Raw genomic sequence first — 21132 nt, forward strand, 5'->3', positions numbered from 1 at the left:
TTCGTCCAGGAGGAGAATGGACATGTCCACAGTCGCCCAGGCGCTCGAAACGCTCAGAGCCGAATTCGGCGGCGAGGAAACCGCCGCCGAGGACGCTCGCCAGTTCGTCATCTTCCACATCGGGGGCGAGCGTTTCGCCGTCGGACTGTCGGAAGTGCAGGAGATCATCCGAGCGCCGCAGGTGGTGCGGATGCCGCTGTGTCCGGCCTCGCTCGAAGGGCTGGCCAATCTGCGCGGCGTGGTGCTGCCCGTCGTCAGCCTGCGCCGCGCCTTCAATTTCCCCGATCACCCGGCCGATGACGCCACACGCGTCGTCGTGCTCGATTACGGCCGCCCGGTGGGCCTGGTGGTCGATCGCATGGCCAATGTGGTCACCATCGAGCAGGAGCGCATCGAGCCGGCCTCGTCCATCCGCTCCGCGCTCGACGCCGAGGTTCTGGAGGGGCTGATCCGCGACGCCGACGGGCGCTCGGTGGTGATGATCCTCGATTGCCAGCGTATTTTCCGCCGCGAATTCGGCGGCGACGGCCAGTTTAAAGAAGCCGGCAAGACCGCAGAGCGCCTCGCCGGCGCCGAAACCGCGCAGGAGAAAGCCGCCGAAGCTGGCGACGAGACCCAGCTGGTCAGTTTCGAGGTCGCCGGCCAGGAATACGCCTTCCCGATCGAACGGGTGCAGGAAATCGTCCAGCTGCCCAGCGCCATCACCGAAGTGCCCAACGCCCCGCCCCATGTGCTCGGCGTCATCACCCTGCGCCAGCGCCTGCTGCCGCTGGTGTCGCTGCGCCTGCTGTTCGGCATGCCCGCGACCGAACTGACCGAAAGCAACAAGGTCGTGGTGGTGTCGCTTGGCGAAGGGTCGGGCGTCGGCGTGGTGATGGACAGCGCCAAGGAAGTCCTGCGCGTCGCCCGCGCCAGCCTCGAGCCGGTGCCGGATCTGCTGCGTGCGGGAGATCGCGGCGAGATTTCCGCGATTTGCCGTCTCAACGAGGGGCGGCGCCTGGTGTCGATCCTCGCGGCGGAGGCGATGTTCGACGAAAACGAATTGCGGCGGATCGCCGGGCGGAACGAGGCGCATATGGCTGAGGCGGAACGCGACGACCGGGCGGCGACGCTCGACGACGACGAACAGTTTGTGCTGTTCCGGCTGATGGGCGAGGAATATGGCGTCCCCATCGACGCGGTGCAGGAAATCGTCCGCGTGCCCTCGGAGCTGACGCGCATTCCCAACACGCCTGACTTCATTGAAGGCGTGATCAACCTGCGCGGCGCCGTGCTGCCGGTGGTCGACCAGCGCAAGCGCTTCCGGCTGGAGGCGCTCGAGCGCAACGACCGCCAGCGCATCATGGTTTTCACCATCCGGGGCGCGCGCACCGGCTTCATCGTCGATCACGTCTCGGAAGTGCGCCGCATCCCCGTCGGCGCCATCGGCCCCGCGCCGGATCTCTCCGGCGAGCAGAAGGCCATCATCCGCCGCGTCGCCAATCTCGACGCGGAAAAGCGGCTGATCCTGCTGCTCGACGTGCTGCAATTGCTCAAGGCGGAGGAGAGCCGCGACATCCGGCAAGCAGTGGAAGGCGGCGGCGAGACCGCCGCGGCTTGAACCGAGGGGCGCGCATGATCCGGGTGTTGATCGTCGATGATTCCGCGCTGATGCGGCGGCATCTGACCAGTCTGCTGTCGCAGGAGCGCGGCTTTGAAACCGCGACGGCGCGCAATGGCGTCGAGGCGCTCGACATGATCGAGCGCGAGTCGTTCGACGTGGTGACGCTCGACGTCAACATGCCGGAAATGGACGGCCTGACCTGCCTGTCGCGGATCATGGCCCACAAGCCCATGCCGGTCGTCATGGTCTCCTCGATCACCGCGGAGGGCGCCGAGGCGACGTTCGAGGCGCTGGCGCTCGGCGCCGTCGATTTCGTGCGCAAGCCGAGCGGCACGATTTCGCTGACCATTTCCCAGATCGAGGAAACGCTGATCGCCAAGGTGAAGGCGGCGGCCAAGGCCAAATTGCGCCGCAGCGTCAACCTGCGCCAGCGCCTGACCGAACAGCGCCGGCGCGCGCAGGAGGCTCCGCCGCCCATCCCGCGCAGCCTGGGGCCGTTCGGCATGGTGCTGATCGGCGTCTCCACCGGCGGCCCGACCACGCTGGAGCACATCCTGCCGTACTTGCCGCGAAACCTGCCGTGGCCGGTGGTGGTCGCCCAGCATATGCCCGGCAATTTCACCGGCGTGTTCGCCCGCCGGCTCAACGGCGCCTGCGAACTCGAAGTGATCGAGGTCTGTCAGCAGACTCCCGTCGAGGCCGGGCGCATCTATATCGCGCGCGGCGACGGCGATCTCGTCTTCACCCGGCGCGGCGGCAAGCTGCTGGCCATGCCCATGCCGGCGGGGGCGGATTATCTGTGGCATCCCAGCGTCGCGCGCATGGTGGAGAGCGCGTTGTCGCAACTCCCGGCGCAGCAATTGATCGGCGTCCTGCTCACCGGCATGGGCAATGACGGCGCCGAGGCCATGGCCAAGCTGCGCGAGCGCGGCGGCCACACCATCGCTCAGGATGAGGAGACGTCCGTGGTGTTCGGCATGCCCGCCGACCTGATCGCGCGCAAGGGCGCGGAAGTCGTCCTGTCCGACGAGGATGTGGCCGAGCAATTGTGCATCTGGCTGCGCGTCCATGGCGCGTTCAAGCAGGGAGGACGGAATGCTGGTTAAGCGCGCCGCCTCGGCCGAACCGGCTGCGGCGGATTTCGACGAGCCGCAGGCGATTCGCGATCTCGACGCCGCCGACCCCGCCCTGCGCCGTCACGCCGCGCAGACGTTGCGCGGTCGCCCCGACGCGGTGGACGCCCTGTGCCGCCGCTTGGCGGTCGAGACGGAACGCGATGTGCGCGCCGCTCTGTTGAGCAATCTCATCGGCCAGAAATCCACCCATATCGCGGATCTGCTGACCTCGATCTTCGACAAGGGCGGCGCCGCCCTGCGCAACGAGGTGATGGAGGCGCTCTGGGCCATGCCGGCGGAATCCATCGAAAAAATGCAGACCATGCTCGCCTCGCCCAATGCAAAGGCGCGGCTGCTCGCCGTCAACGTGTTGAGCGAAATTCCGCATTCCCACGCGGTGGACCTGCTGGAACAGGTGCTGCTGAAGGAAAGCGACGTGAACATCTGCCTCGCGGCGGTGGACGGCCTCACCCACTCCGACGATTTCCGCAGTGTGGGCCGGCTGACGCAATTCGCCGCCCGCTTCCCCCATGTGGAACAGGCGCAGTTCGTGGTGCGATCCTTGTTGCGGGGTTTCGGAGACACGAGATGATCCCCGCCGAGCGGCCGGGCGCGCCCGTTTCCCACGACCTCACGACGGACGAATACGCGCGCTTTTGCGACTTTTTCTATCAAAAGACGGGAATCAGCTTCAACGAGAAGAAGGCTTATTTCGTCAAGCGCCGCCTGCAGGAGCGGATGGGCGCGCGCGCCGCGACCTCGTTCCGAGATTACTTCTCGATGCTGCGCTTCGACCTCAACGGCGTCGAGCTGCAGCAGCTCGTCAACCTGCTCACCGTCAACGAAACCTATTTCCTGCGCGAGGACTACCAGTTCGATGCGCTGGTCGACGGCATACTGCCGGAGATCGCCAGAGATCGCCGGCCGGGGAGCACGATCCGCATCTGGTCCATGCCCTGCTCGACCGGCGAGGAGCCGTACTCGATCGCCATCCATATCCTGGAGAAATGGCGGCAGTCCGACGACTACGCCATCGAAATCAGCGGCTCCGATATCGACTCCGCCGTACTCGCCCAGGCGCGCAAGGGACGCTATTCCGAACGCTCGCTGCATCGCGTCTCGCCACAATTGCGGCGCAAATATTTTCGCCCGCTCGGCGCCGACTTCCAGATCTGCGACGAATTGCGCGAGTCCATCGACTTTTTCAGCATCAACATCGTCGACCGCGTCGCCATGAGCGGGATGCGCGCGGTCGATGTGGCGTTCTGCCGCAATCTGCTGATTTATTTCGACGACACCTCGCGGCGCGAGGCGGTGGAGCTGCTTTACGAGAGCATGGCCCCCGGCGGTTTCATCTGTCTCGGCCATTCCGAGAGCATGAGCCGCATGTCGTCGCTGTTCCTGCCGCGCAAGATCGCCGGGACCATCGTTCACCAAAAACCCTTGAGACCATGAGGGGCCGCAGATGAAACGGGTTCTTGTCGTCGAAGACAGCGTCACCACCCGCGCCTATTACCGCTCCGTGCTCGAAGGGGCGGGCTTCGGCGTGGACGAGGCGGTCAACGGACTGGAGGGTCTGGAGCGCGCCATGAGCGGAGCTTTCGACCTCGCCATCGTCGACGTCAACATGCCGAAGATGGACGGCTACGCCATGATCGAAACGCTGCGGCGCGATCCCGAACTCGCGACCCTGCCGATCCTGACCATCAGCGCCGAACCGCCCAACCCCGCCTCGGGACCGCGCGGCTCGGACTATCACATTTACAAGCCCGCCGCCTCGGACGATCTCGCCACCCTGGCCCGGCTGCTGACCGGAGCGGCGCTATGACCAATCCCCTGCTCGCCCGCTTCATTCCCGAAGCGCGCGATCTGCTGGAATCCTCGTCGTCCGGCCTGCTGGCGCTGGAGAAGGCGCCGGACGACGCCAGGACCGTCAATGAAGTCTTTCGCGCCGTTCATACGCTGAAAGGCTCGTCGGGCCTGTTCGACGCGCCGGCGCTGACCAAGCTGATTCATGTCGCAGAGGATCTGCTCGGCGCCGTGCGGGCGGACAAGCTCGCGCTCAATCCCGACATCGTCGACGACCTGTTCGCCGCCTTCGACCAGGTCGGCGCCTGGATCGGCTATATGGAGGAGACCGAGGTCCTGCCGCCCGACGCCGACAAGGTTTCGGGCACATTGTCGCGGCTGTTGCGCGGGCATCTCGCCGTGGAGAACAGCGGCGACGCCGCCCCGCAAACCCCGGCGGCGACCGCGGTCGATCCTTCCGCCCGCGCCAAATGGCTGGCGCTGTTCGAGGCCGAGGCGCTGGCGGATGCGCGCGCGGCGCTGGAAAAAGGCCGGCCCGTCACCCTGATCCGTTACGCGCCGGCGGCCAACGCCTTTTTCTGCGGCTCCGATCCGCTCAACCTCGTCCTCAACACGCCGCGCCTGATCGCGGTGGAGCAGCAGCCGGCGCAACCGCGCAAGCCGCTCGCCGAGTTCGAACCCTATCAATGCGACATGGTGTTCACCGCGCTGGCCGGCGAAAGCGAGGACGAGGTCGCGGCGCATCTGCGTTACGAAATGGAGTTGGTGACGCTGTGCGCCCTGCGCCCCGAGCATCTGGCCGCAGAGACGGCGGAGGCCGGGCCGGCGGCGGAAGCCGGGCCGGCTGCGACCGCGCCGCGCCATGTCGCGCTGGCGCGGACCATCGTCGCCAACCAGATCCGCGCCCTGTCCGGCGCCGACTATGCGGCCGAGGGCGTTTCCGCCGCCGCCAGCGCCGTCGCCCGGCTCGCCGCCTCCTTGCGCCGGCTCGACTGGGCCGGCGCGGCGATCGCGGCGGCCAACGAAGCCAATGCGCAGGCCTCGACGGCGCCCGCCCTCGCCCTGCTCCGACAGATCGACGCGGATCTCGCAACCTTCGACCAGACCGCCCAGCCCGCCGCCGCGCCGGCTGCGCCCGCCCCGGCGCCCGCCGCGCCGAACGCGCCGCGTCACGAACCGCCGCCGCAAACCGCCGCCGGGGCGGCGCCGGCGGACAAGCGCGAGACCGCGAAACACGAACCGAAAAAGACCCTGCGCGTCGACCAGGGCAAGATCGACCTGCTGATGAATCTCATCGGCGAGATGATCGTGTCCAAGAACAGCCTGCCCTTCCTCGCCAAGCGCGCGGAGGACGTGTACGGCTCGCGCGAGATGTCGCGCGAGATCAAGGACCAGTACGCGATCATCGACCGTCTCGCGCAGGAGATGCAGGCCGCGATCATGGCCGTGCGGATGCTGCCGGTGAGCGACGTGTTCGACCGCTTTCCCCGGCTGGTGCGCGATGTGGCGCGCCGGCTCGGCAAGGAGGTTGAACTCGCCGTGGAAGGGGAAGACACCGCCGCCGACAAGACCATTATCGAGGCGCTCGGCGATCCCCTGCTGCATATCGTGCGCAATTCGCTCGATCACGGCGTCGAATCCGCCGAGGAGCGCCGCGCCGCGCAAAAGCCGGCGGTCGCCGCGCTGGCGCTGCGCGCCTATCAGGAGGCTGACAGCGTTATTATCGAAGTCGAGGATGACGGGCGCGGCGTCGATCCCGCCCGCATCCGCGCCGCGGCGATCGAAAAGGGCGTGATCACGCCGGAGCGGGCGGCGCAGCTGAGCGACGCCGATTCGGTCAACCTGATCTTCGCGCCAGGCTTTTCCACCGCGCAGCAGGTGTCCGACCTGTCCGGGCGCGGCGTCGGCATGGATGTGGTGCGCACGACCATCGAGGGGTTCGGCGGGCGCGTTCACGTCGCCTCGACGCCCGGCAAGGGGACGTTGACGCGCCTGATCCTGCCGTTGAGCATGGCGGTGACGCGGATCATGATCATCGACGGCGCCGGCGGCGAATATGGCGTGCCGATGGACATGATCGTCGAGACCGTGCGGATCGACCGGGCGCGCATCCACAGGGTCAAGCAAAGCGAGGCCTTCATCTTGCGCGACCAGCTGATTCCGCTGGCCCGCCTCGCCGATCTGCTGGGGCAGCCGGCGCGGGCCAAGGCCGAGGACGAGCCGGAAGCCGTGCTGGTGTGCCGGGTGAAAGGGCGGATGCTGGGCATGGTGATCGACGATTTCCGCATTGGCATGGACGTCGTGCTCAAGCCGATGGAGGGCATTGTGGCGGGCGCGCGGGGCTTCTCCGGCACCACCCTGCTCGGCGACGGCCGCGTGCTGCTGGTGCTCGACCTCAAGGAGTTGCTGTGATGCCGATCCGGTATGAAGACGGGATCGTCCGCTTCGTCGATCATTGCGCGATCGAGGAGGCCGTGGAATTGGCCGAGCGGCTCGCCGTCGAGCCGATGCCCGAGCTGGATCTGAGCGAGTGCGGCGTGATGCATTCGGCGCTGTTTCAACTGATCGCGGCGGCGCGCCCCAAAATTTCCGGCTGGCCGCAGGAGGCTCATCTCACGCATTTGCTGCGCAAGGCGACCGGCGGCGTCACGGATTGAACGCGCGCCGCGCCAGCGTCGATCTCGCCAAAGACCTGGGCGCGCGTTCGATGGAAGCGGCGCCGGTCAGAACAACGCGATTCAGAACAACTCTATGGCCAATTCGCCGCGCTCGGCCCCCCCGCGACCGGTCGGCCCCTCGGACTCGACGGCTTGCCGCAGTTTTAGCGAGGGAGGAATTGTCGGGGCGCCGGAGCTTTTCAAGGCGTCGGCGAGACCATGGAGCGAGCCGCGCGCCTCGTCGAAAATCTTGTCCAAATGGGTGAGCCGCTGCTTGGCGACATCCTGGAATTGCACGGCGCCGATCAGATCGACGAGATTGTCGGAAATGCGCGCATTCTCGCTCGCGACCCGCGCCAACCGCCCCTGTTGCGTGGCGACGATGGCGCGCATGTCCTCTGTGAGGTTGCAGACGTCGTCGCCGATCTTGACCAGATCGACGCGTTCGGCCTCGGCGCGCTGGCCGACCAGGCTCTCCATGCTCTGGCGAATGGCGCCGCGCAATTCCTCGATGTTTTGACCGACCTGCATGGCCATCCGGTCCGATCCCTCGGCGAGACGCTTGACCTCGGCCGCGACGACGGAAAAGCCGGCGCCGGCGGCGCCGGCGCGCGCGGCCTCGATCGAAGCGTTGAGCGCGAGCAGATTGGTTTGCCGCGCGATGTCGCGCAGGCCGGAAATGCTGCCCTGAAGATGCTGGCTGATCGCTTCGATTTCGGCCAGCCGGTCGAAGCCCCGCTGGATCTCGGCGTCCCGCTTCTCGATCACCTGCGCGATCATCTTGACATTATTGACGATGCTTGCGCGGGCGTGTTGCGCCAGCGCCTCGATCTCGTTGCCATGCCCTTGGGCGTCGCCGGCGAGCGCCTGCAACAGGGTGGAGATCGCGCCGTCGATGTCGCCGAGTCGGGAAATGATGATGCCCGCGGCCTTTTCGGTCTCGTCGATCACCGCGAGATTGTCGGCGGTCGCGCGCAGCAACATTTGGTCATAGGTTTCGAGATGCGCGACCAGTTCGTGGCAGTGGCCCCCGATCAGTTCGGGGCAGGGTCCGGTGTGCGGCGGCCTGGTCGCGCATTTATCCGCGACGACGCACATGATCTCCCCGCAGGGCGGGGCGGGAGGCCGTTCGGGCTCGGGCGCCGGCGCGGCCGAAGGATTGGCGGCATGCGCCGGCGCGCCGCGCGCGCAGAAAAAGGCGGCGAGCGCCATGCCCCCGAGAACCTCCAACGCGGTCAGCGCGATGGCGCCCGGCGAACCGCCAAGAGCCGCCGCGCTGACCGCGCTGAGAACAGGCGCGGCGACAAAGGCGAGCGGTTTGAGCCAGGCGGGGCCTGGCTCGACAAGTCTTGGCTCAACAAGTCTTGGCTCGATGGCGCCCAACGCGATGGGCGCTGTTTCTGTGGAAAGCGGCATGATCACCGGCCCGGCACGAACTGATCGACCAGCTTCAACAGACTGGCGGGATTGACCGGCTTGACCAGCCATCCCGTGGCGCCGGCGGATTTGGCCTCCTGGCGCTTCGCGTGTTCGGATTCGGTGGTCAGCATGAGGATGGGCGTGAACATCATGCCGGGCGTCTTGCGCGCCTCGCGTATCAGTTCGATGCCGTTCATCTGGCCCATGTTGAGATCGGTGATCATCAGGCGCGGCTTGAGGCCCGCGCGCAGCTTGCCTAGCGCCTCCTCCCCGCTGCTCGCCTGCTCCACCGTGAGGCCGGCCTTGCTCAACATGCCGCCAATGCTCATCAGCATGGTCGGGGAATCGTCAACAATCAAAGCGGTTGCGGACATAGGGAGATCCATGACTCTTGAGGCGCTGTCTCAGGGGGCCGCCGATGGTCTTCCGGTCGCGATCGCCGGACAGCGAAGCTCCGTGATGGCGCCAAGGAATTCAACAATCAAGAGTTGTACAGGCGTGCGGTGAATAAGTTCTGAACATGACTCGCGCAGGTCGATCTTCATGAAAAATATCATGAAACCGCTGATGCGCCTTAACGCTGCGCGCGCTTTTCGGCGCGGAAGCCGCCGCAACGCAATCCCTGATGGTAGATTACGCAAGTTCTGACTATGTATCGGAACGCGTTCGACGAGCCGCGCGAAAGACATCGACCATCGGCCGACGCCGGAATACCGGGTCGCGGCCCTGGCGCGCCGCGCGGACGTCAACGCCCGCGCCCTCCGCATTTGGCAAGACCGCCGCGCGCGGCCAATGGCCGCAGGCGTTGCTTCGTTTCGCATCTGGCGCAACTCAGCGTCAAGACTCTCGTGGCGCTGGCGCGATCGCATTGTCCGGGCGATGACCGCGACGCCGCATTGGCGGAGGCGTGAAATCTTGCTAGGAGGACCCCACCTGCCGGAGCCCGCGCAAGCGGGAGAATCGGGAACGCGGTGAGAGGCCGCGACGCGCCCAGCGCTGTAAGGGGGACTGACGGAACATCGCGCCACTGGCCAAGGCCGCGCGGACAAGCGCGCCGGCGGGCTGGGAAGGCGTTTCGTCGGGACGATCCCGAGTCAGAAGACCGGCCGGCGGGAGATGTTTCGGCGCGCGTGGACGGCGCGGCGAGGCGCCATCAAGGGGAATGACGATGGATCAGTCTAAAGTGCCCGCCCTGCCGCTGCCGGACGCCGAACGCGCCGGCGTCTATCGCGCCATCATGACCCGGCGCGACACCCGCGGCGAATTCCTGCCCGACCCGGTTTCCGACGAGACGCTCGGCCGCCTGCTGGTCGCGGCGCATCACGCGCCGTCGGTCGGCTTCATGCAGCCCTGGAGTTTCCTCGTCATCCGCGACCGGGCGGTCAAGACGCAGGTGCATGACGCCTTCGTCAAGGCCCATGCCGAGGCCGCGCTGATGTTTCCCGAGGAAAAGCGCGAGACCTATCGGTCGCTCAAGCTCGAAGGGATCCTGGAGGCGCCGGTCAACATCTGCATCACTTGCGACCGCGACCGCGCCGGCCCCGTGGTGATCGGGCGCACCCACATCCCCGCCATGGACCTGTTCAGCTCGGTCTGCGCCGTGCAGAATTTTTGGCTGGCGGCGCGGGCGGAAGGCCTGGGCGTCGGCTGGGTCAGCATTTTCGACAATACGGTGGTGCAGCGCGCGCTGAACATTCCCGACAAGATCGTGCCCGTCGCCTATCTCTGCGTCGGCAAGGTGAAGTTTTATCATCCCCGGCCCGAGTTGCAGTCCGCCGGCTGGCGCGAGCGCCTGCCGCTGGAATCCCTGGTGCATTTCGACGCCTGGGGCCGGCAGGGCGCCGAGCCCGAGCTTCTGGGCGCCCTGCGCGATCTCGAAGCCAAGGCGGCGGCGGGCGGCGAGATCGTCTAGCCTCGCCCCTCCGGCCAAAGCACAGCTTGCCGGAACCGTCGTCCCGGTTTATGCACGAAGCGATGGTTCCGGCGGGCGACCCCGCCGGTGAAAAGGGAACGCGGCGAAAATCCGCGGCTGTCCCCGCAACTGTAAGCGGCGAGAAATCGGTTCTGGATCGTTCCGCGATCCGCCACTGGCGCCCGCCCCCCGCCTCCGGGGTCCTGCGCCGGGAAGGTTTGCCGAGATTGGACCCGCGAGCCAGGAGACCTGCCGTCGCAACAGCGCAGATCACCCGGACGGGGCGCTCCGGGGCGCAGTCTTGGAGGCGGTCATGCATATTATGGAAGGTTTTCTTCCCGTCGGCCACGCGGCCGGCTGGTTCGCGGCTTCGGCGCCCTTTGTCGTCGCGGGCGGCGTTTCCCTGCGCCGGATTTTGCGCGAGCGGCCGGAGGCCCGGCTCAACCTCGCCGCGTCCGGCGCCTTCGCCTTTGTGCTGTCGGCGCTAAAAATGCCCAGCGTCACCGGCTCGTGTTCGCATCCGACCGGCGTGGGCCTGGGCGCCGTGGTGTTCGGTCCCGCCGTCATGGCCGTGCTCGGGACCATCGTCCTGCTGTTCCAGGCGCTGCTGCTGGCCCATGGCGGCCTGACCACGCTCGGCGCCAATGTGTTTTCCATGGCCATCGTCGGCCCCTGGGCGAGCTACGCGGTGTGGAAAGCCTTGCGCGGCCTGGGCGCGCCCATCGCGCTCGCGGTCTTCTTCGCCGCCGCGCTGGGCGACCTGTCCACCTACGCCACCACCGCCGTGCAGCTGGCGCTGGCCTATCCCGACGCGGAGACCGGCTATGCCGGCGCCCTCGTCAAGTTCGGCGGCATTTTCGCGGTGACGCAGCTGCCGCTGGCCATTGCCGAGGGCTTGCTGACCGTGGTGGTGATGAACGCCCTGTCCGGCCGCGCCGGTCACGCCGACGAAATCGCTGTTCTGGCCGGGGAGGCGCGCTGATGTTGCGCTCCCGCTCCTTCTGGCTGGTCGCCGCCGCCTTGGCCATCGTCGCCGCGCCGTTCTTCCTTCCCGGCGGAACCAGCGAATTCAAGGGCGCCGACGATCGCGGCGCCGAAGCGATTGCGGAAGCGCGCCCCGGCTACGAGCCCTGGTTCAAGCCGCTGTGGAAGCCGCCGTCCGACGAAGTCACGACCGGCCTGTTCGCCTTGCAGGCGGCGCTGGGCGGCGGCCTGCTCGGCTATGTGATCGGCCGTCGCTCGGCGAAACATGTCGCCGATCGATAGGGAAGCGCATCTCAACCGCTGGCGCGGCAAACCGCTCGCCGAAAAATTGACGCTCACGCTGGGCATGTTGCTGCTGACCATGGTGTTGAAGCCATGGCCGGGGGCCGCGCTGGTCGCCGTCGTCATGACGGCGGCGGCGCTGTTTGGCGCGCGCGTATCACCAAAACTTTGGCTGGCTTGCGCCGCCGCGCCGCTGGGCTTTCTCGCGGTCGGCGCCGTCTCCGTGGCGTTTCGCGTCGATTTGCACGGCGTCGGGCTGGCGCCGGGCGGGCTCGCCGCCGCCGGCGCCTTGGCGGCGCGCTCGGGCGCCGGCGTCGCCTGCCTGCTGTTTCTCGCCCTGACCACGCCGGCCAGCGACATGCTGGCGGGCGCGCGAAAAATCGGCGTTCCCACGGAAATCACCGAACTGGCTTTGTTGATGTATCGCTTTCTGTTCATTCTCGCCGATGCGGCGCTGGCGATGGACGCCGCCCAGGCGGCGCGGCTCGGTCACGCCACCAAGGCGCGGCGGCTGCGGTCGCTCGGCCTGCTCGCCGCCAATCTGCTGCCGCGCGCGCTCGACCGGGCGCGGCGGCTGGAACTGGGCCTCGCCGCGCGCGGCTGGCATGGCGACATGCGCGTTCTGTCCGACCGTCTCGGGCCGACGGCGCGAGGGATGGCGCTGGTGGCGTCGGTTCTCGGCGCGACGGCGCTGTTCGGAGTTCTGGCGTGAGCGCGCTGCTGGAGGCGCGCGGCCTCGTTTACCGCTATCCCGGCGGCGTGCCCGCCCTGGCGGGGCTGGATTTGTCGGTGGCGCGCGGCCGCAAGCTGGCGATCCTCGGCCCCAACGGCGCAGGCAAGACCACGCTGCTGCTGCATCTCAACGGCACGTTGCGGCCGTCCTCCGGCCAATTGCGGCTGGACGGGACGCCGGTCGGCTATGGCCGCGACGCCCTGATCGCCTGGCGGCGCCGCGTCGGCCTGGTGCTGCAGGACGCCGACGACCAGCTGTTCGCGGCCAGCGTGGCGGAGGACGTGTCGTTCGGGCCGCTGAATCTGGGATTGCGCGAAGACGAGGCGCGCGCGCGGGTGGCCGAGGCGCTGGCGACGATGGACATCGCCGATCTGGCGGAGCGTCCGACCCACATGCTGTCGTTCGGCCAGAAGAAGCGCGCCGCCATCGCCGGGGCGCTGGCGATGCGGCCGGAAATCCTGCTGCTCGACGAGCCGACGGCGGGCCTCGACGGGCAAGGCGCCGCGCTGCTGCTCGACGCGCTGAAGCGGCTGTCGCAGGCGGGCGCCACGCTGGTTTTCACCACCCATGACGTCGATCTCGCCTGGACTTTCGCCGACGAAGCCGCGATTTTCTGCGACGGCCGCGTGATCGCGCAGGGCGAGGCGGCGGCGACGCTCTCGAACGCCGCCCTGTTGGCGCGGGCGCAATTGCAGCCGCCGCTGCTGGCGCGTCTGGCGCTGGCGCTGCGCGACAAGGGCGCGCTCCCCCGCGACGCCGTTTTGCCGCGCGATGAAAAGGACCTGCTGGCCTTGCTGGCGCGATCCTAGAGGGGGATGGCGCGAAATCCGGTGCGCGCCAAAAGGCCGCCGTCGCGGTCGAACACAATCAGATCCAGCTCGCAGGTTTGCGTGCGCAAAACTTGCGCGGCGACGCGCCAGGCCGCTTCGGCGACCGGCCCCGCCAGATCGACCCCGGCCTGTTCCGCGATCTCGAACGCGTGTTTGGCGGAATTGGCGTTGCGAATCTCCGGCGCGGCGGCGCCGGCGAAGCCCGCGAGAAAATCCAGATCGACCTGACCGCGCTTGGAATGAAGATCGAGCAGGCCTTGCGCCAGCTTGGTCATTTTGGCCATGCCACCGGCCACGGCCACGCGCGCGACCGGGTTCTTGTGCAGATATTTCAACATGCCGCCGACGAAATCGCCCATGTCGATCAGGGCTTCCTCCGGCAGTCCCAGCAATTTCCGCACGGCGGCCTCGCTGGTGGAACCGGTCGAACCCGCGACGGTCGTCAGGCCCATGGCGCGGGCGACGTCGACGCCGCGATGGATGCTGGCGATCCAGGCGGAGCAGGAAAACGGCGTGACGACGCCGGTGGTGCCGAGGATCGACAGCCCGCCCACAATGCCGAGACGGCCGTTGAGCGTGCGTTCCGCGATTTTTTCGCCGTTGGGAATGGAAATTTCGACGGTGACGTCGGCGGCGCGGCCGTGCGAAACCGCTTCCGCCTCCAGATTGGTTCGGATCATCTGGCGCGGCATGGGATTGATGGCGGGCTCGCCCGGCGGCAGCGGCAGGCCGGGCCGCGTCACCGTGCCTACCCCCGCGCCCGCCGCGAAAGAAACGCCGGCGCCGGGCGGATTCCAGCGCAAGGTGGCGATGATCGTGGCGCCATGGGTGACGTCGGGATCGTCGCCGGCGTCCTTGACCACGCCGACGCGGACGAAGTCCTCGCCGCGCTCGGTAAGGGCCAGTGCGAAGGCCGGGGTTTGGCCGCCCGGCAAGAGAATCGTCACCGGATCGGGAAAATCGGCGCCGCACAGGCCCGCGAAAGCGGCGCGGGCGGCGGCGGTCGCGCAGGCGCCCGTCGTCCAGCCTTTTCGCAAAGTCGCGCCTTCGTCCATGCCTGTCGCTCCTCCGCGCGCCGCCGTCAGCCGCGCTCGGCTGCGATCACGTGGAAAAAAGATCCCGTCACGCGGCCGCGCCGCGAGCCGACCGGCTTGGGCGCGGCGCCATACGCGTCGCCGGCCAGCGCGAATTCCGGGTCGCCGCCGGGAGAGACCACGGTCGCATAATGGAATTCGTGGCCCAGCAGAATGTCGCCGCGCGCCCCCAGCGCACAAGCCTCCGCCAGAACGGCGCGGCGATAGCCCAGCGTCATCTTGCGTTTCGCAAAATTGGTGGAGACCGAGAGCAAACCGGACATGGCGTGGCCAACGCCCGCGGCGTCAACCAGGGTTTCGCCCAAAACCATATAGCCGCCGCACTCGCCATGCACGGGCTTGTCGGCCGCGAATTTGTTCAGGCCGTCGAGGAAATTGCGCGCTTCGGCGAGGCGGCCGGCGTGCAGTTCGGGATAGCCGCCCGGCAGCCAGCAGAAATCGGCGTCCTCGGGCGGCGCCTCGTCCTGCAACGGGGAGAAAAAGCTGATGTCCGCGCCGGCGCGGCGCCAGCCCTGCAGCAGATGCGGATAGATGAAGGAAAAGGCGGCGTCGCGCGCCAGCGCGATTCTTTGACCCGGCGAGCGCAGCGCGTCGGTTCGCGCCGGCGCGGCCCCAAACTCTCGCGCCGCGGCTTGCACAGCATCGAGATCGACATGGGCCGCAATAAATGCGGCGAGCGCGTCAAGCCTTGCGTCGAGATCGGCCGTGTCCGCCGCCTGCACGAGGCCGAGATGGCGTTCGGGCAGCGTCACCTTAGGGTCGCGCGGCAGCGCGCCGAACACGGGCAAGCCGATGTCTTCAATGGCCGATTTGGTCAGGCGGATATGACGGTCGCTGCCGACCTTGTTGAGGATCACGCCGGCGATTTTCACGCGCGCGTCGTAATCGACAAACCCCTTGGCGAGCGCGGCGACCGTCTGCGCCTGGCCGGAAACGTCGAGAACCAGCACGACCGGCAGGCCAAGCTGGCGGGCGAGCGCCGCCGAGGAGCCGTTGCGGTCTTTGTCGCCGGGGGCGCCGTCGAACAGGCCCATGGAGGCTTCGGCGATGAGCAGATCGGCGTCTTCTGCGGCCGTGGCGGCGAGACCGGCGACCAGCGGCTTGTCCATCGCCCAGGTGTCGAGGTTGAGGCTGGCGCGGCCGGTGGCGGCGGAGTGAAACGCGCTGTCGATATAGTCGGGGCCGGACTTGACCGCGCCGACGCGCAGGCCTTTTTCCCGCAGCGCCCGCATCAGGCCGAGCGCGACGGTGGTCTTGCCGCCGCCCGAGCGCGGCGCCGCGATGAGCAGCCCGCGCGGGCTCATGCGCGCGCCCCGGCGTTGATGAGGAAATCTTGCAGCTGTTCGCGCAGGTTCACGATGGTTCCGATCGCGACGATGGCCGGCGCCGCGCAACCGTGAGCCTTGGCGTCCTCACGGCATGCGCCGAGCGTCGTCACCAGCGTGCGCTGGCGCGGGCTGGTGGCTTCCTCGACAATGGCGACGGGGGTTTTCGGGTCGGCGCCGTCGTTCAGCATGGTCTCGACAATGATGTCGAGGCGTTTCATCGCCATATACAGGATGATCGGCAGTCCCGTTTGCGCGAGGCGCGCCCAGTCGAGGCTTTCCTCGTCGTTGGCGCAGGGGTGGCCCGTCGCCAGGATCACGCCGCGATTGGCGCCGCGCGTGGTGGCGGGAATGCCGGCATAGGCGAGGCCAGCTAGACCCGAAGTCACGCCGGGAACGATGCGGAAGAAGACGCCGGCTTCGGCCAGCCGCGCCGCTTCCTCGCCGCCGCGCCCGAACACGAAGGGGTCGCCGCCCTTCAGCCGGACCACCCGAAGATTTTGCCGGGCGAGTTCGATCAGGCTTTCGGTGATGTCGTCCTGATGCGCGGAGGGATGGCCGCCGCGCTTGCCGACGAACGCGCGCCGCGCCTGCGGACGGGCGAGGGCCAGGATTTCGTCGCTGACGAGGGCGTCATGCACGATGACGTCGGCGTTTTGCAGGGCGTGCAGCGCCAGCAGGGTGAGCAGGCCGGGGTCGCCGGCGCCGGCGCCGACCAGCCAGACCTGTCCCGGCTCGAAGGAGGGCAGATGCGGCGCCAGGGGCAGGAAGGCGGGCGCGTTCATTCGGCCCCGCCGCGCTGGGGCCGGTAACGGCGAAGGTAATCGGGATTGTAGAGCGCGCTCTCGCGGAAATCCTGCACGCCCAGCGCCTTGCCGACCAGCACCAGCGCCGTGCGCTCCACCGGGCCTTCGGCGAAGCGGGTTTGGATGTCGGCGAGCGATCCCCTGATGACTTTCTCGTCGGGCCAGGAGGCGCGGAACACGATGGCGGCCGGGCAATCGGCGCCGAGGATGGGCGTCAGTTCCGCCACCAGTTTGTCGAGAACGTGGATGGACAGATGGATGGCCAGCGTCGCGCCGGTGCGGGCGAAGGCGGCCAAAGACTCGCTTTCCGGCATGGCCGAGGCGCGGCCGCTGGTGCGGGTGAGCACCAGGGATTGCGCCACTTCGGGCACGGTGAGTTCGCGCCGCAGCAAGGCCGCGCTGGCGGCGAAAGCGGGCACGCCCGGCGTCACGTCATAGGGAATGCCGAGCTGGTCGAGGCGGCGGGTCTGCTCCGCCAGCGCGCTCCAGATCGAGAGATCGCCGGAATGCAGGCGGGCCACATCCTCGCCAGCCTCGTGGGCGCGCAAGAATTCGGCCTCGATCTGGTCGAGGCTCATCGGCGCGGTGTCGATGATGCGGGCGTTCTCGGGGCAATGCGACAGCAGCGCCTTGGGCACCAGCGATCCCGCATAAAGGCAGACCGGCGAACGCGCGATCAGATCGCGGCCGCGCAGCGTGATGAGGTCGGCGGCGCCGGGGCCGGCGCCGATGAAATGCACGGTCATCAAGACTCCGAAACAATGGCGACGGCGCAGGACACGCCGTCGCGGCTGAATTTTGTGACGATGAGGCGGGATCCCTCGCCCGCGCCGGCCAGCGCCGCGGCTTCGGCGAGGCTGCCGACCCCCGCCAGCGCCGCGATGCGCGGCGAGTGCGAGGCCACATCGCCGCCGCGCCGCCGCAGGTCGGCCTCGTCATGGAAGACCAGCGGCAGGACCAACGCGCGGGCAGCCTCCGCAAGAGTTTGGCTGTCGCGCTTGCGGGCGCTGGCGTGCAGGCTCGCTGCGGGCGCGTGGGCGCGCGCGAGCGCGAGGCGCACGGCAGACGCGATGCCCTCCGCCGTCGCGGTCGAACTGAAGCCGACGCCCACCGCCGCGCTCATGGCTTGGTCACGCTCCATTGCACGCTCGGCATGGCCGGGCGGAAGCCCCGGAAGCGGCCGATCTTGTCGGCATGGGCGAACTGGGTTTGCACGAGGTCGCCGCCCAAGCGGCTGTGCGCGGCATAGAGGTCGGCCTGGCTTTCCAGCGTGACGGCGTTGACGACGAGACGCCCGCGCGGTTTGAGCGCCGACCAGCACAGGTCGATCAGGCCGGGCGCGGTGAAACCGCCGCCGATGAAAATAGCGTTGGGCTGTTCGAGGCCTGTCAGGGCTTTTGGCGCCTCGCCCTCGAGGAGTTGGAGATGGGGAACGCCAAGGTTCGCCGCGTTGCGCTTGATGCGGGCGCAGCGCTCCGGGTTTTTCTCGATGGCGATCGCGCGCGTCGACGGGTCCGTGAGCAGCCATTCGATCGAGATCGAACCGGAGCCGGCGCCCACGTCCCACAACAGGTCGCGCGGACGCGGCGCCAGTTGCGCCAGCGTGAGGGCGCGCATGTCTCGCTTGGTGATCTGACCGTCGTGCTCGAACCAGTCGTCGGGCAGGCCCGGCGTTTTCGGTGGAATGCGGGCGCCCTCGCCAAAAATTTCGAGCGCGACGGTGTTGAGCGGATCGACGCCCTCGATGTTAAACTCTTGCGCCGACGTCGTGCGCAAAAGTTCACGGGGGCCGCCCATGGCTTCGCAGATGGTGAGGCGCGAGGCGCTCAGGCCCCGGTCCCGCAACAGCGCCGCGAGTTTCGCCGGCGTGTCGCCATCCCAGGACAGGGCGAGAATGCGGGCGCCGGGCTGCAAATGCGGGATGATCTTTTCCAGCGCGCGGCCGTGCAGCGTCACCAGCGCGCAATCCTGCAACGGCCAGCCGAGCCGGCTGGCGGCGAGGCTGAAAGCGGAGGGTTGCGGCAGGCAAAGGATTTCCAGGGGCGGGACGATTTGCGCCAGCAACGAGCCGACGCCATAGAAGAAGGGATCGCCGGAGGCCAGCACGACGACGTTTTCGCCGCGCCGCGCCAGGATTTTGGGAAACGCCTCCTGCAGCGGCGAGGGCCAGGCGAGCTGTTCGCCCGGCGTTGCGCCGATCAGTTGGAGATGGCGGGCGCCGCCGACGACAAGACGCGCTTGCGCGATCCGCTCGCGGGCGGTTAGGGAAAGCCCTTCGAGCCCGTCCTCGCCGAGTCCCACGATGGTGAGCCAGGGGAAGGCGCTCATGACCAGAACCTCAGGGACGTGCGATGGGCATTCTTCTTCTTGGCGGCTCCAGCGAAGCGAGCCTGCTCGCGCGCGAGCTTTCGGGGCGCGGCGACGTCGCAGCGACCCTGTCGCTGGCGGGACGCACCAAAAACCCGGCCGCCCTGCCCCTGCCGACGCGGATCGGCGGTTTTGGCGGCGTTGAAGGCCTGATCGCCTATCTGAAGGCCGAGGACGTCGGCGCCGTGATCGACGCCACCCATCCCTTCGCCGCGCAGATGAAGCGCCATGCTTTCGAGGCCTGCGCCGCGACGAACACGCCCTTGTGCGCCTTCACCCGCGCGCCCTGGATCGCGGCCGAGGGCGACAACTGGATCGAGGTGGACGATGCGGCGGCGGCGGCGCGCGCTCTGGGCGACGAACCGAAGCGGGTGTTTCTCACCACGGGCCGATTGCAGGCGGGGGCGTTCGCCGGTCCCAGCCCGCATCATTTCGTGCTGCGCTCCATCGACGCGCCGGAGCCGGATCATCTGCCCGCTTCGCTCGATCTGGTGCTGGCGCGCGGGCCATTCTCCATCGCCGACGAGATCGCGCTGATGCGAGACAAGCGCATCGACATTGTCGTGAGCAAGAACGCCGGCGGCGAGGCCACGCGCGCGAAGATTGACGCCGCGCGCGAACTCGGGCTGCCGGTGGTGATGATCCGCCGCCCGAAAACGCCGGAGCGTCCGGTGTTCGTGCGTGTCGAGGACGCGCTCGGCTGGATCGAGGCTCACCGGTTCGCCTCGTAACTGCGGGGGGTCAGCACGAACGGCCGGCCCTCAGGCCGTTCGATCAGATGCGTGGTGGTGGCGCCGATCATGACCAGCGTGCTCATGTCGGCGACGCCGGGATCGGCCTCGCCCAAAGTGGTCAGGACGATGCGCTCGTCGGGGCGTCCCACCGCGCGGGCGAAGGCCACGGGGGTTTGCGCCGGGCGCAACTTGCGCAGCAGGGCGAAGGCGTCGAAAATCTGTTTCGGACGGGCTTTTGAGGCGGGATTGTAGAGGGCGAGGACGAAATCGCCGTCCGAGGCCGCCTGGAGCCGACGCTCGATCAGGCTCCAAGGCTTTAAGTTGTCTGACAGGGATATGGCGCAGAAATCGCCGCCGAGCGGGGCGCCGAGACGCGCCGCCGCCGCCTGCATCGCGCTGATTCCGGGCAGCACTTCAATGTCGAGCGCGCGCCATTCTTGCGGGCCGTGCTCCAAAGCTTCCAGCACCGCCGCCGCCATGGCGAACACGCCGGGATCGCCGCCGGAGACCACGCCGACGATTTTTCCCTCGCAGGCCAGTTGCAGCGCGTGGCGGGAGCGGTCGAGTTCGACGCGGTTGTCGCTGCCGTGGATGGTCAGGCCGTCGCGCGGCGGGATGCGATCGACATAGGTGAAATAGCCGATGAGGTCGGTGACCTTTTCCAGCGCCGCGCTGGCCTCCGGCGTCAGCCAGCCGGCCGGGCCAGGACCAAGGCCAATGATATAAATCTTGCCGGTCATGGGCGGCGTCCCTGTCCGGGCATGAGGATCATCGAAAAATAGGGGGCGTCGTCGCCGTCTTTCTCCGCGAGCGCGATCACCTTTTGCTCGGGCATGGCGCCGCGCTCGACATAGATGGCGCGCTCCAGCTTGCCGGTTTCCGCAAAGGCGCGGCGCACCTTTTCAAAATTCTTGCCGAGCTTCATCACCACGGCGGCGTCGGCCTGCTGGAGATGCTCGACCAGCGCTTCGTAAGGCAGGGTGCCCGGCAGCACGCGCAAAATGTCGTCGCCCCAGGTCAGCGGCGCATGGGCCGCCGCCGCGCAGCCCGCCATGCCCGTCACGCCCGGCACGATTTCGGTTTCAAACTCGTCCTTCAGGCGGATGAACAGGTGCATGAACGAGCCGTAGAACAGCGGGTCGCCCTCGGCGATCAACGCGACGTCCTGGCCGCGCCGCAGACGCTCCGCCAGTTGCTCGCGCGCGTCCTCATAAAAAGCGGCGAGCGTGTTAACGTAATCCGGGTGGTCGAACGGGATTTCCGTGGTCAGGGGATAGCCGAGCGGCAATTCCTCGCAGGTTTCGGGAATCCAGCGGTCGGCGATGACGCGGGCGTTGCCGCGCCGGCCCGACTTGCAGAAATAAGCCACGACCGGGCAGCTTTTCAGCAGCCGCACCGCCTTGACCGTGAGCAGTTCAGGATCGCCCGGACCCAGACCTATGCCATAGAGACGTCCGGCCAT

24 protein-coding genes and 2 riboswitches are annotated in these 21132 nt (G+C 68.0%); of the genes, 13 read left to right on the forward strand and 11 right to left on the reverse strand.

The window, feature by feature from the left end; all coding sequences use genetic code 11:
- The first annotated feature begins 22 nt into the window (after window positions 1-22).
- Genes CFB24_RS16430 through CFB24_RS16460 form a run of 7 tightly spaced genes read left to right on the forward strand, consistent with a single transcriptional unit; the run spans window position 23 to window position 7184 of the window.
- A complete protein-coding gene (locus tag CFB24_RS16430; RefSeq protein WP_088521772.1) occupies window positions 23-1600 on the forward strand; it encodes a chemotaxis protein CheW in 1578 nt (525 codons plus the stop codon).
- A gap of 14 nt (window positions 1601-1614) precedes the next feature.
- Window positions 1615-2709 carry a chemotaxis-specific protein-glutamate methyltransferase CheB gene (gene cheB, locus CFB24_RS16435; RefSeq protein ID WP_088521722.1) on the forward strand — a complete coding sequence of 365 codons (1095 nt, stop codon included), beginning with the start codon at window positions 1615-1617 and terminating at the stop codon, window positions 2707-2709.
- A complete protein-coding gene (locus CFB24_RS16440) occupies window positions 2699-3310 on the forward strand; it encodes a HEAT repeat domain-containing protein (protein WP_088521723.1) in 612 nt (203 codons plus the stop codon). Before cheB ends, CFB24_RS16440 begins: the two co-directional genes overlap by 11 nt.
- A complete protein-coding gene (locus CFB24_RS16445; protein WP_088521724.1) occupies window positions 3307-4173 on the forward strand; it encodes a CheR family methyltransferase in 867 nt (288 codons plus the stop codon). Before CFB24_RS16440 ends, CFB24_RS16445 begins: the two co-directional genes overlap by 4 nt.
- Window positions 4174-4183: 10 nt before the next feature.
- Entirely contained in the window at window positions 4184-4546 is a 363-nt protein-coding gene (locus CFB24_RS16450) for a response regulator (protein ID WP_088521725.1), read from the forward strand.
- Window positions 4543-6939, forward strand: a complete 2397-nt coding sequence (locus CFB24_RS16455) for a chemotaxis protein CheA (RefSeq protein ID WP_088521726.1) — start codon at window positions 4543-4545, stop codon at window positions 6937-6939. Before CFB24_RS16450 ends, CFB24_RS16455 begins: the two co-directional genes overlap by 4 nt.
- The gene (locus CFB24_RS16460) at window positions 6939-7184 is read left to right on the forward strand and encodes a hypothetical protein (RefSeq protein ID WP_088521727.1); all 246 of its coding nucleotides are present in this window, start codon (window positions 6939-6941) and stop codon (window positions 7182-7184) included. The genes CFB24_RS16455 and CFB24_RS16460 overlap by 1 nt, the downstream gene beginning before the upstream one ends.
- An 81-nt stretch (window positions 7185-7265) precedes the next feature.
- Here CFB24_RS16460 and CFB24_RS16465 read toward each other — a convergent pair whose 3' ends face one another.
- From CFB24_RS16465 to CFB24_RS23145, 3 genes are read right to left on the reverse strand one after another with little or no spacing between them, the layout of a single operon-like run.
- Window positions 7266-8600 (reverse strand): methyl-accepting chemotaxis protein, encoded by a 1335-nt coding sequence (locus tag CFB24_RS16465; RefSeq protein WP_210190743.1) that lies wholly within the window; start codon window positions 8598-8600, stop codon window positions 7266-7268.
- A 2-nt stretch (window positions 8601-8602) separates the two neighbouring features.
- Window positions 8603-8977 carry a response regulator gene (locus CFB24_RS16470; protein ID WP_088521728.1) on the reverse strand — a complete coding sequence of 125 codons (375 nt, stop codon included), beginning with the start codon at window positions 8975-8977 and terminating at the stop codon, window positions 8603-8605.
- 30 nt (window positions 8978-9007) lie between these two features.
- Complete coding sequence (locus CFB24_RS23145; protein WP_158255226.1) at window positions 9008-9148, reverse strand: hypothetical protein; 141 nt, start codon at window positions 9146-9148, stop codon at window positions 9008-9010.
- Window positions 9149-9523: 375 nt separating this feature from the next.
- Window positions 9524-9728: riboswitch (cobalamin riboswitch) on the forward strand.
- Window positions 9729-9771: 43 nt separating this feature from the next.
- Between CFB24_RS23145 and bluB the strand changes: the two genes are divergently transcribed.
- The 5 genes from bluB to CFB24_RS16495 all read left to right on the forward strand — a co-directional run bounded on the left by bluB (window position 9772) and on the right by CFB24_RS16495 (window position 13323).
- Window positions 9772-10515, forward strand: a complete 744-nt coding sequence (gene bluB / locus CFB24_RS16475) for a 5,6-dimethylbenzimidazole synthase (protein ID WP_088521729.1) — start codon at window positions 9772-9774, stop codon at window positions 10513-10515.
- A 46-nt stretch (window positions 10516-10561) separates the two neighbouring features.
- Window positions 10562-10786, forward strand: a riboswitch (cobalamin riboswitch).
- Between the two features lie 42 nt (window positions 10787-10828).
- Window positions 10829-11497, forward strand: a complete 669-nt coding sequence (locus tag CFB24_RS16480; RefSeq protein ID WP_088521774.1) for an energy-coupling factor ABC transporter permease — start codon at window positions 10829-10831, stop codon at window positions 11495-11497.
- Window positions 11497-11781: an energy-coupling factor ABC transporter substrate-binding protein gene (locus tag CFB24_RS16485; RefSeq protein WP_088521730.1), complete on the forward strand. Its 285-nt coding sequence runs from the start codon at window positions 11497-11499 to the stop codon at window positions 11779-11781. The genes CFB24_RS16480 and CFB24_RS16485 overlap by 1 nt, the downstream gene beginning before the upstream one ends.
- Window positions 11765-12493 carry a cobalt ECF transporter T component CbiQ gene (gene cbiQ / locus CFB24_RS16490; protein ID WP_088521731.1) on the forward strand — a complete coding sequence of 243 codons (729 nt, stop codon included), beginning with the start codon at window positions 11765-11767 and terminating at the stop codon, window positions 12491-12493. Before CFB24_RS16485 ends, cbiQ begins: the two co-directional genes overlap by 17 nt.
- A complete protein-coding gene (locus CFB24_RS16495) occupies window positions 12490-13323 on the forward strand; it encodes an energy-coupling factor ABC transporter ATP-binding protein (RefSeq protein ID WP_088521732.1) in 834 nt (277 codons plus the stop codon). The genes cbiQ and CFB24_RS16495 overlap by 4 nt, the downstream gene beginning before the upstream one ends.
- Here CFB24_RS16495 and CFB24_RS16500 read toward each other — a convergent pair.
- The 6 genes from CFB24_RS16500 to cbiE are packed head-to-tail and all read right to left on the reverse strand — an operon-like array spanning window position 13320 to window position 18897.
- Window positions 13320-14399: a cobalt-precorrin-5B (C(1))-methyltransferase gene (locus CFB24_RS16500; RefSeq protein WP_088521733.1), complete on the reverse strand. Its 1080-nt coding sequence runs from the start codon at window positions 14397-14399 to the stop codon at window positions 13320-13322. The two genes, CFB24_RS16495 and CFB24_RS16500, sit on opposite strands and share 4 nt — an antisense overlap.
- A 26-nt stretch (window positions 14400-14425) precedes the next feature.
- Entirely contained in the window at window positions 14426-15742 is a 1317-nt protein-coding gene (locus CFB24_RS16505; RefSeq protein ID WP_088521734.1) for a cobyrinic acid a,c-diamide synthase CobB, read from the reverse strand.
- Window positions 15739-16548, reverse strand: coding sequence for a uroporphyrinogen-III C-methyltransferase (gene cobA, locus CFB24_RS16510; protein ID WP_088521735.1), 810 nt, complete (start codon window positions 16546-16548; stop codon window positions 15739-15741). Before cobA ends, CFB24_RS16505 begins: the two co-directional genes overlap by 4 nt.
- Entirely contained in the window at window positions 16545-17315 is a 771-nt protein-coding gene (gene cobM, locus CFB24_RS16515; protein WP_088521736.1) for a precorrin-4 C(11)-methyltransferase, read from the reverse strand. The genes cobA and cobM overlap by 4 nt, the downstream gene beginning before the upstream one ends.
- On the reverse strand, window positions 17315-17710 hold the full coding sequence (locus CFB24_RS16520; RefSeq protein ID WP_088521737.1) for a cobalamin biosynthesis protein: 396 nt from the start codon (window positions 17708-17710) through the stop codon (window positions 17315-17317). Before CFB24_RS16520 ends, cobM begins: the two co-directional genes overlap by 1 nt.
- Window positions 17689-18897: a precorrin-6y C5,15-methyltransferase (decarboxylating) subunit CbiE gene (gene cbiE, locus CFB24_RS16525; RefSeq protein WP_088521738.1), complete on the reverse strand. Its 1209-nt coding sequence runs from the start codon at window positions 18895-18897 to the stop codon at window positions 17689-17691. Before cbiE ends, CFB24_RS16520 begins: the two co-directional genes overlap by 22 nt.
- Window positions 18898-18920: 23 nt before the next feature.
- Between cbiE and CFB24_RS16530 the strand changes: the two genes are divergently transcribed.
- Window positions 18921-19667, forward strand: coding sequence for a cobalt-precorrin-6A reductase (locus CFB24_RS16530; protein ID WP_088521739.1), 747 nt, complete (start codon window positions 18921-18923; stop codon window positions 19665-19667).
- On the opposite strand, the gene cobJ is transcribed toward CFB24_RS16530, so the two are convergent.
- Both cobJ and CFB24_RS16540 read right to left on the reverse strand, forming a co-directional pair.
- A complete protein-coding gene (cobJ, locus tag CFB24_RS16535) occupies window positions 19649-20410 on the reverse strand; it encodes a precorrin-3B C(17)-methyltransferase (protein WP_088521740.1) in 762 nt (253 codons plus the stop codon). The genes CFB24_RS16530 and cobJ overlap by 19 nt on opposite strands.
- Window positions 20407-21132 (reverse strand): precorrin-2 C(20)-methyltransferase, encoded by a 726-nt coding sequence (locus CFB24_RS16540; protein WP_088521741.1) that lies wholly within the window; start codon window positions 21130-21132, stop codon window positions 20407-20409. The genes cobJ and CFB24_RS16540 overlap by 4 nt, the downstream gene beginning before the upstream one ends.

Origin of the sequence: Rhodoblastus acidophilus, assembly GCF_900187365.1 — a bacterium.
In the GTDB taxonomy this organism is placed as follows: domain Bacteria; phylum Pseudomonadota; class Alphaproteobacteria; order Rhizobiales; family Beijerinckiaceae; genus Rhodoblastus; species Rhodoblastus acidophilus.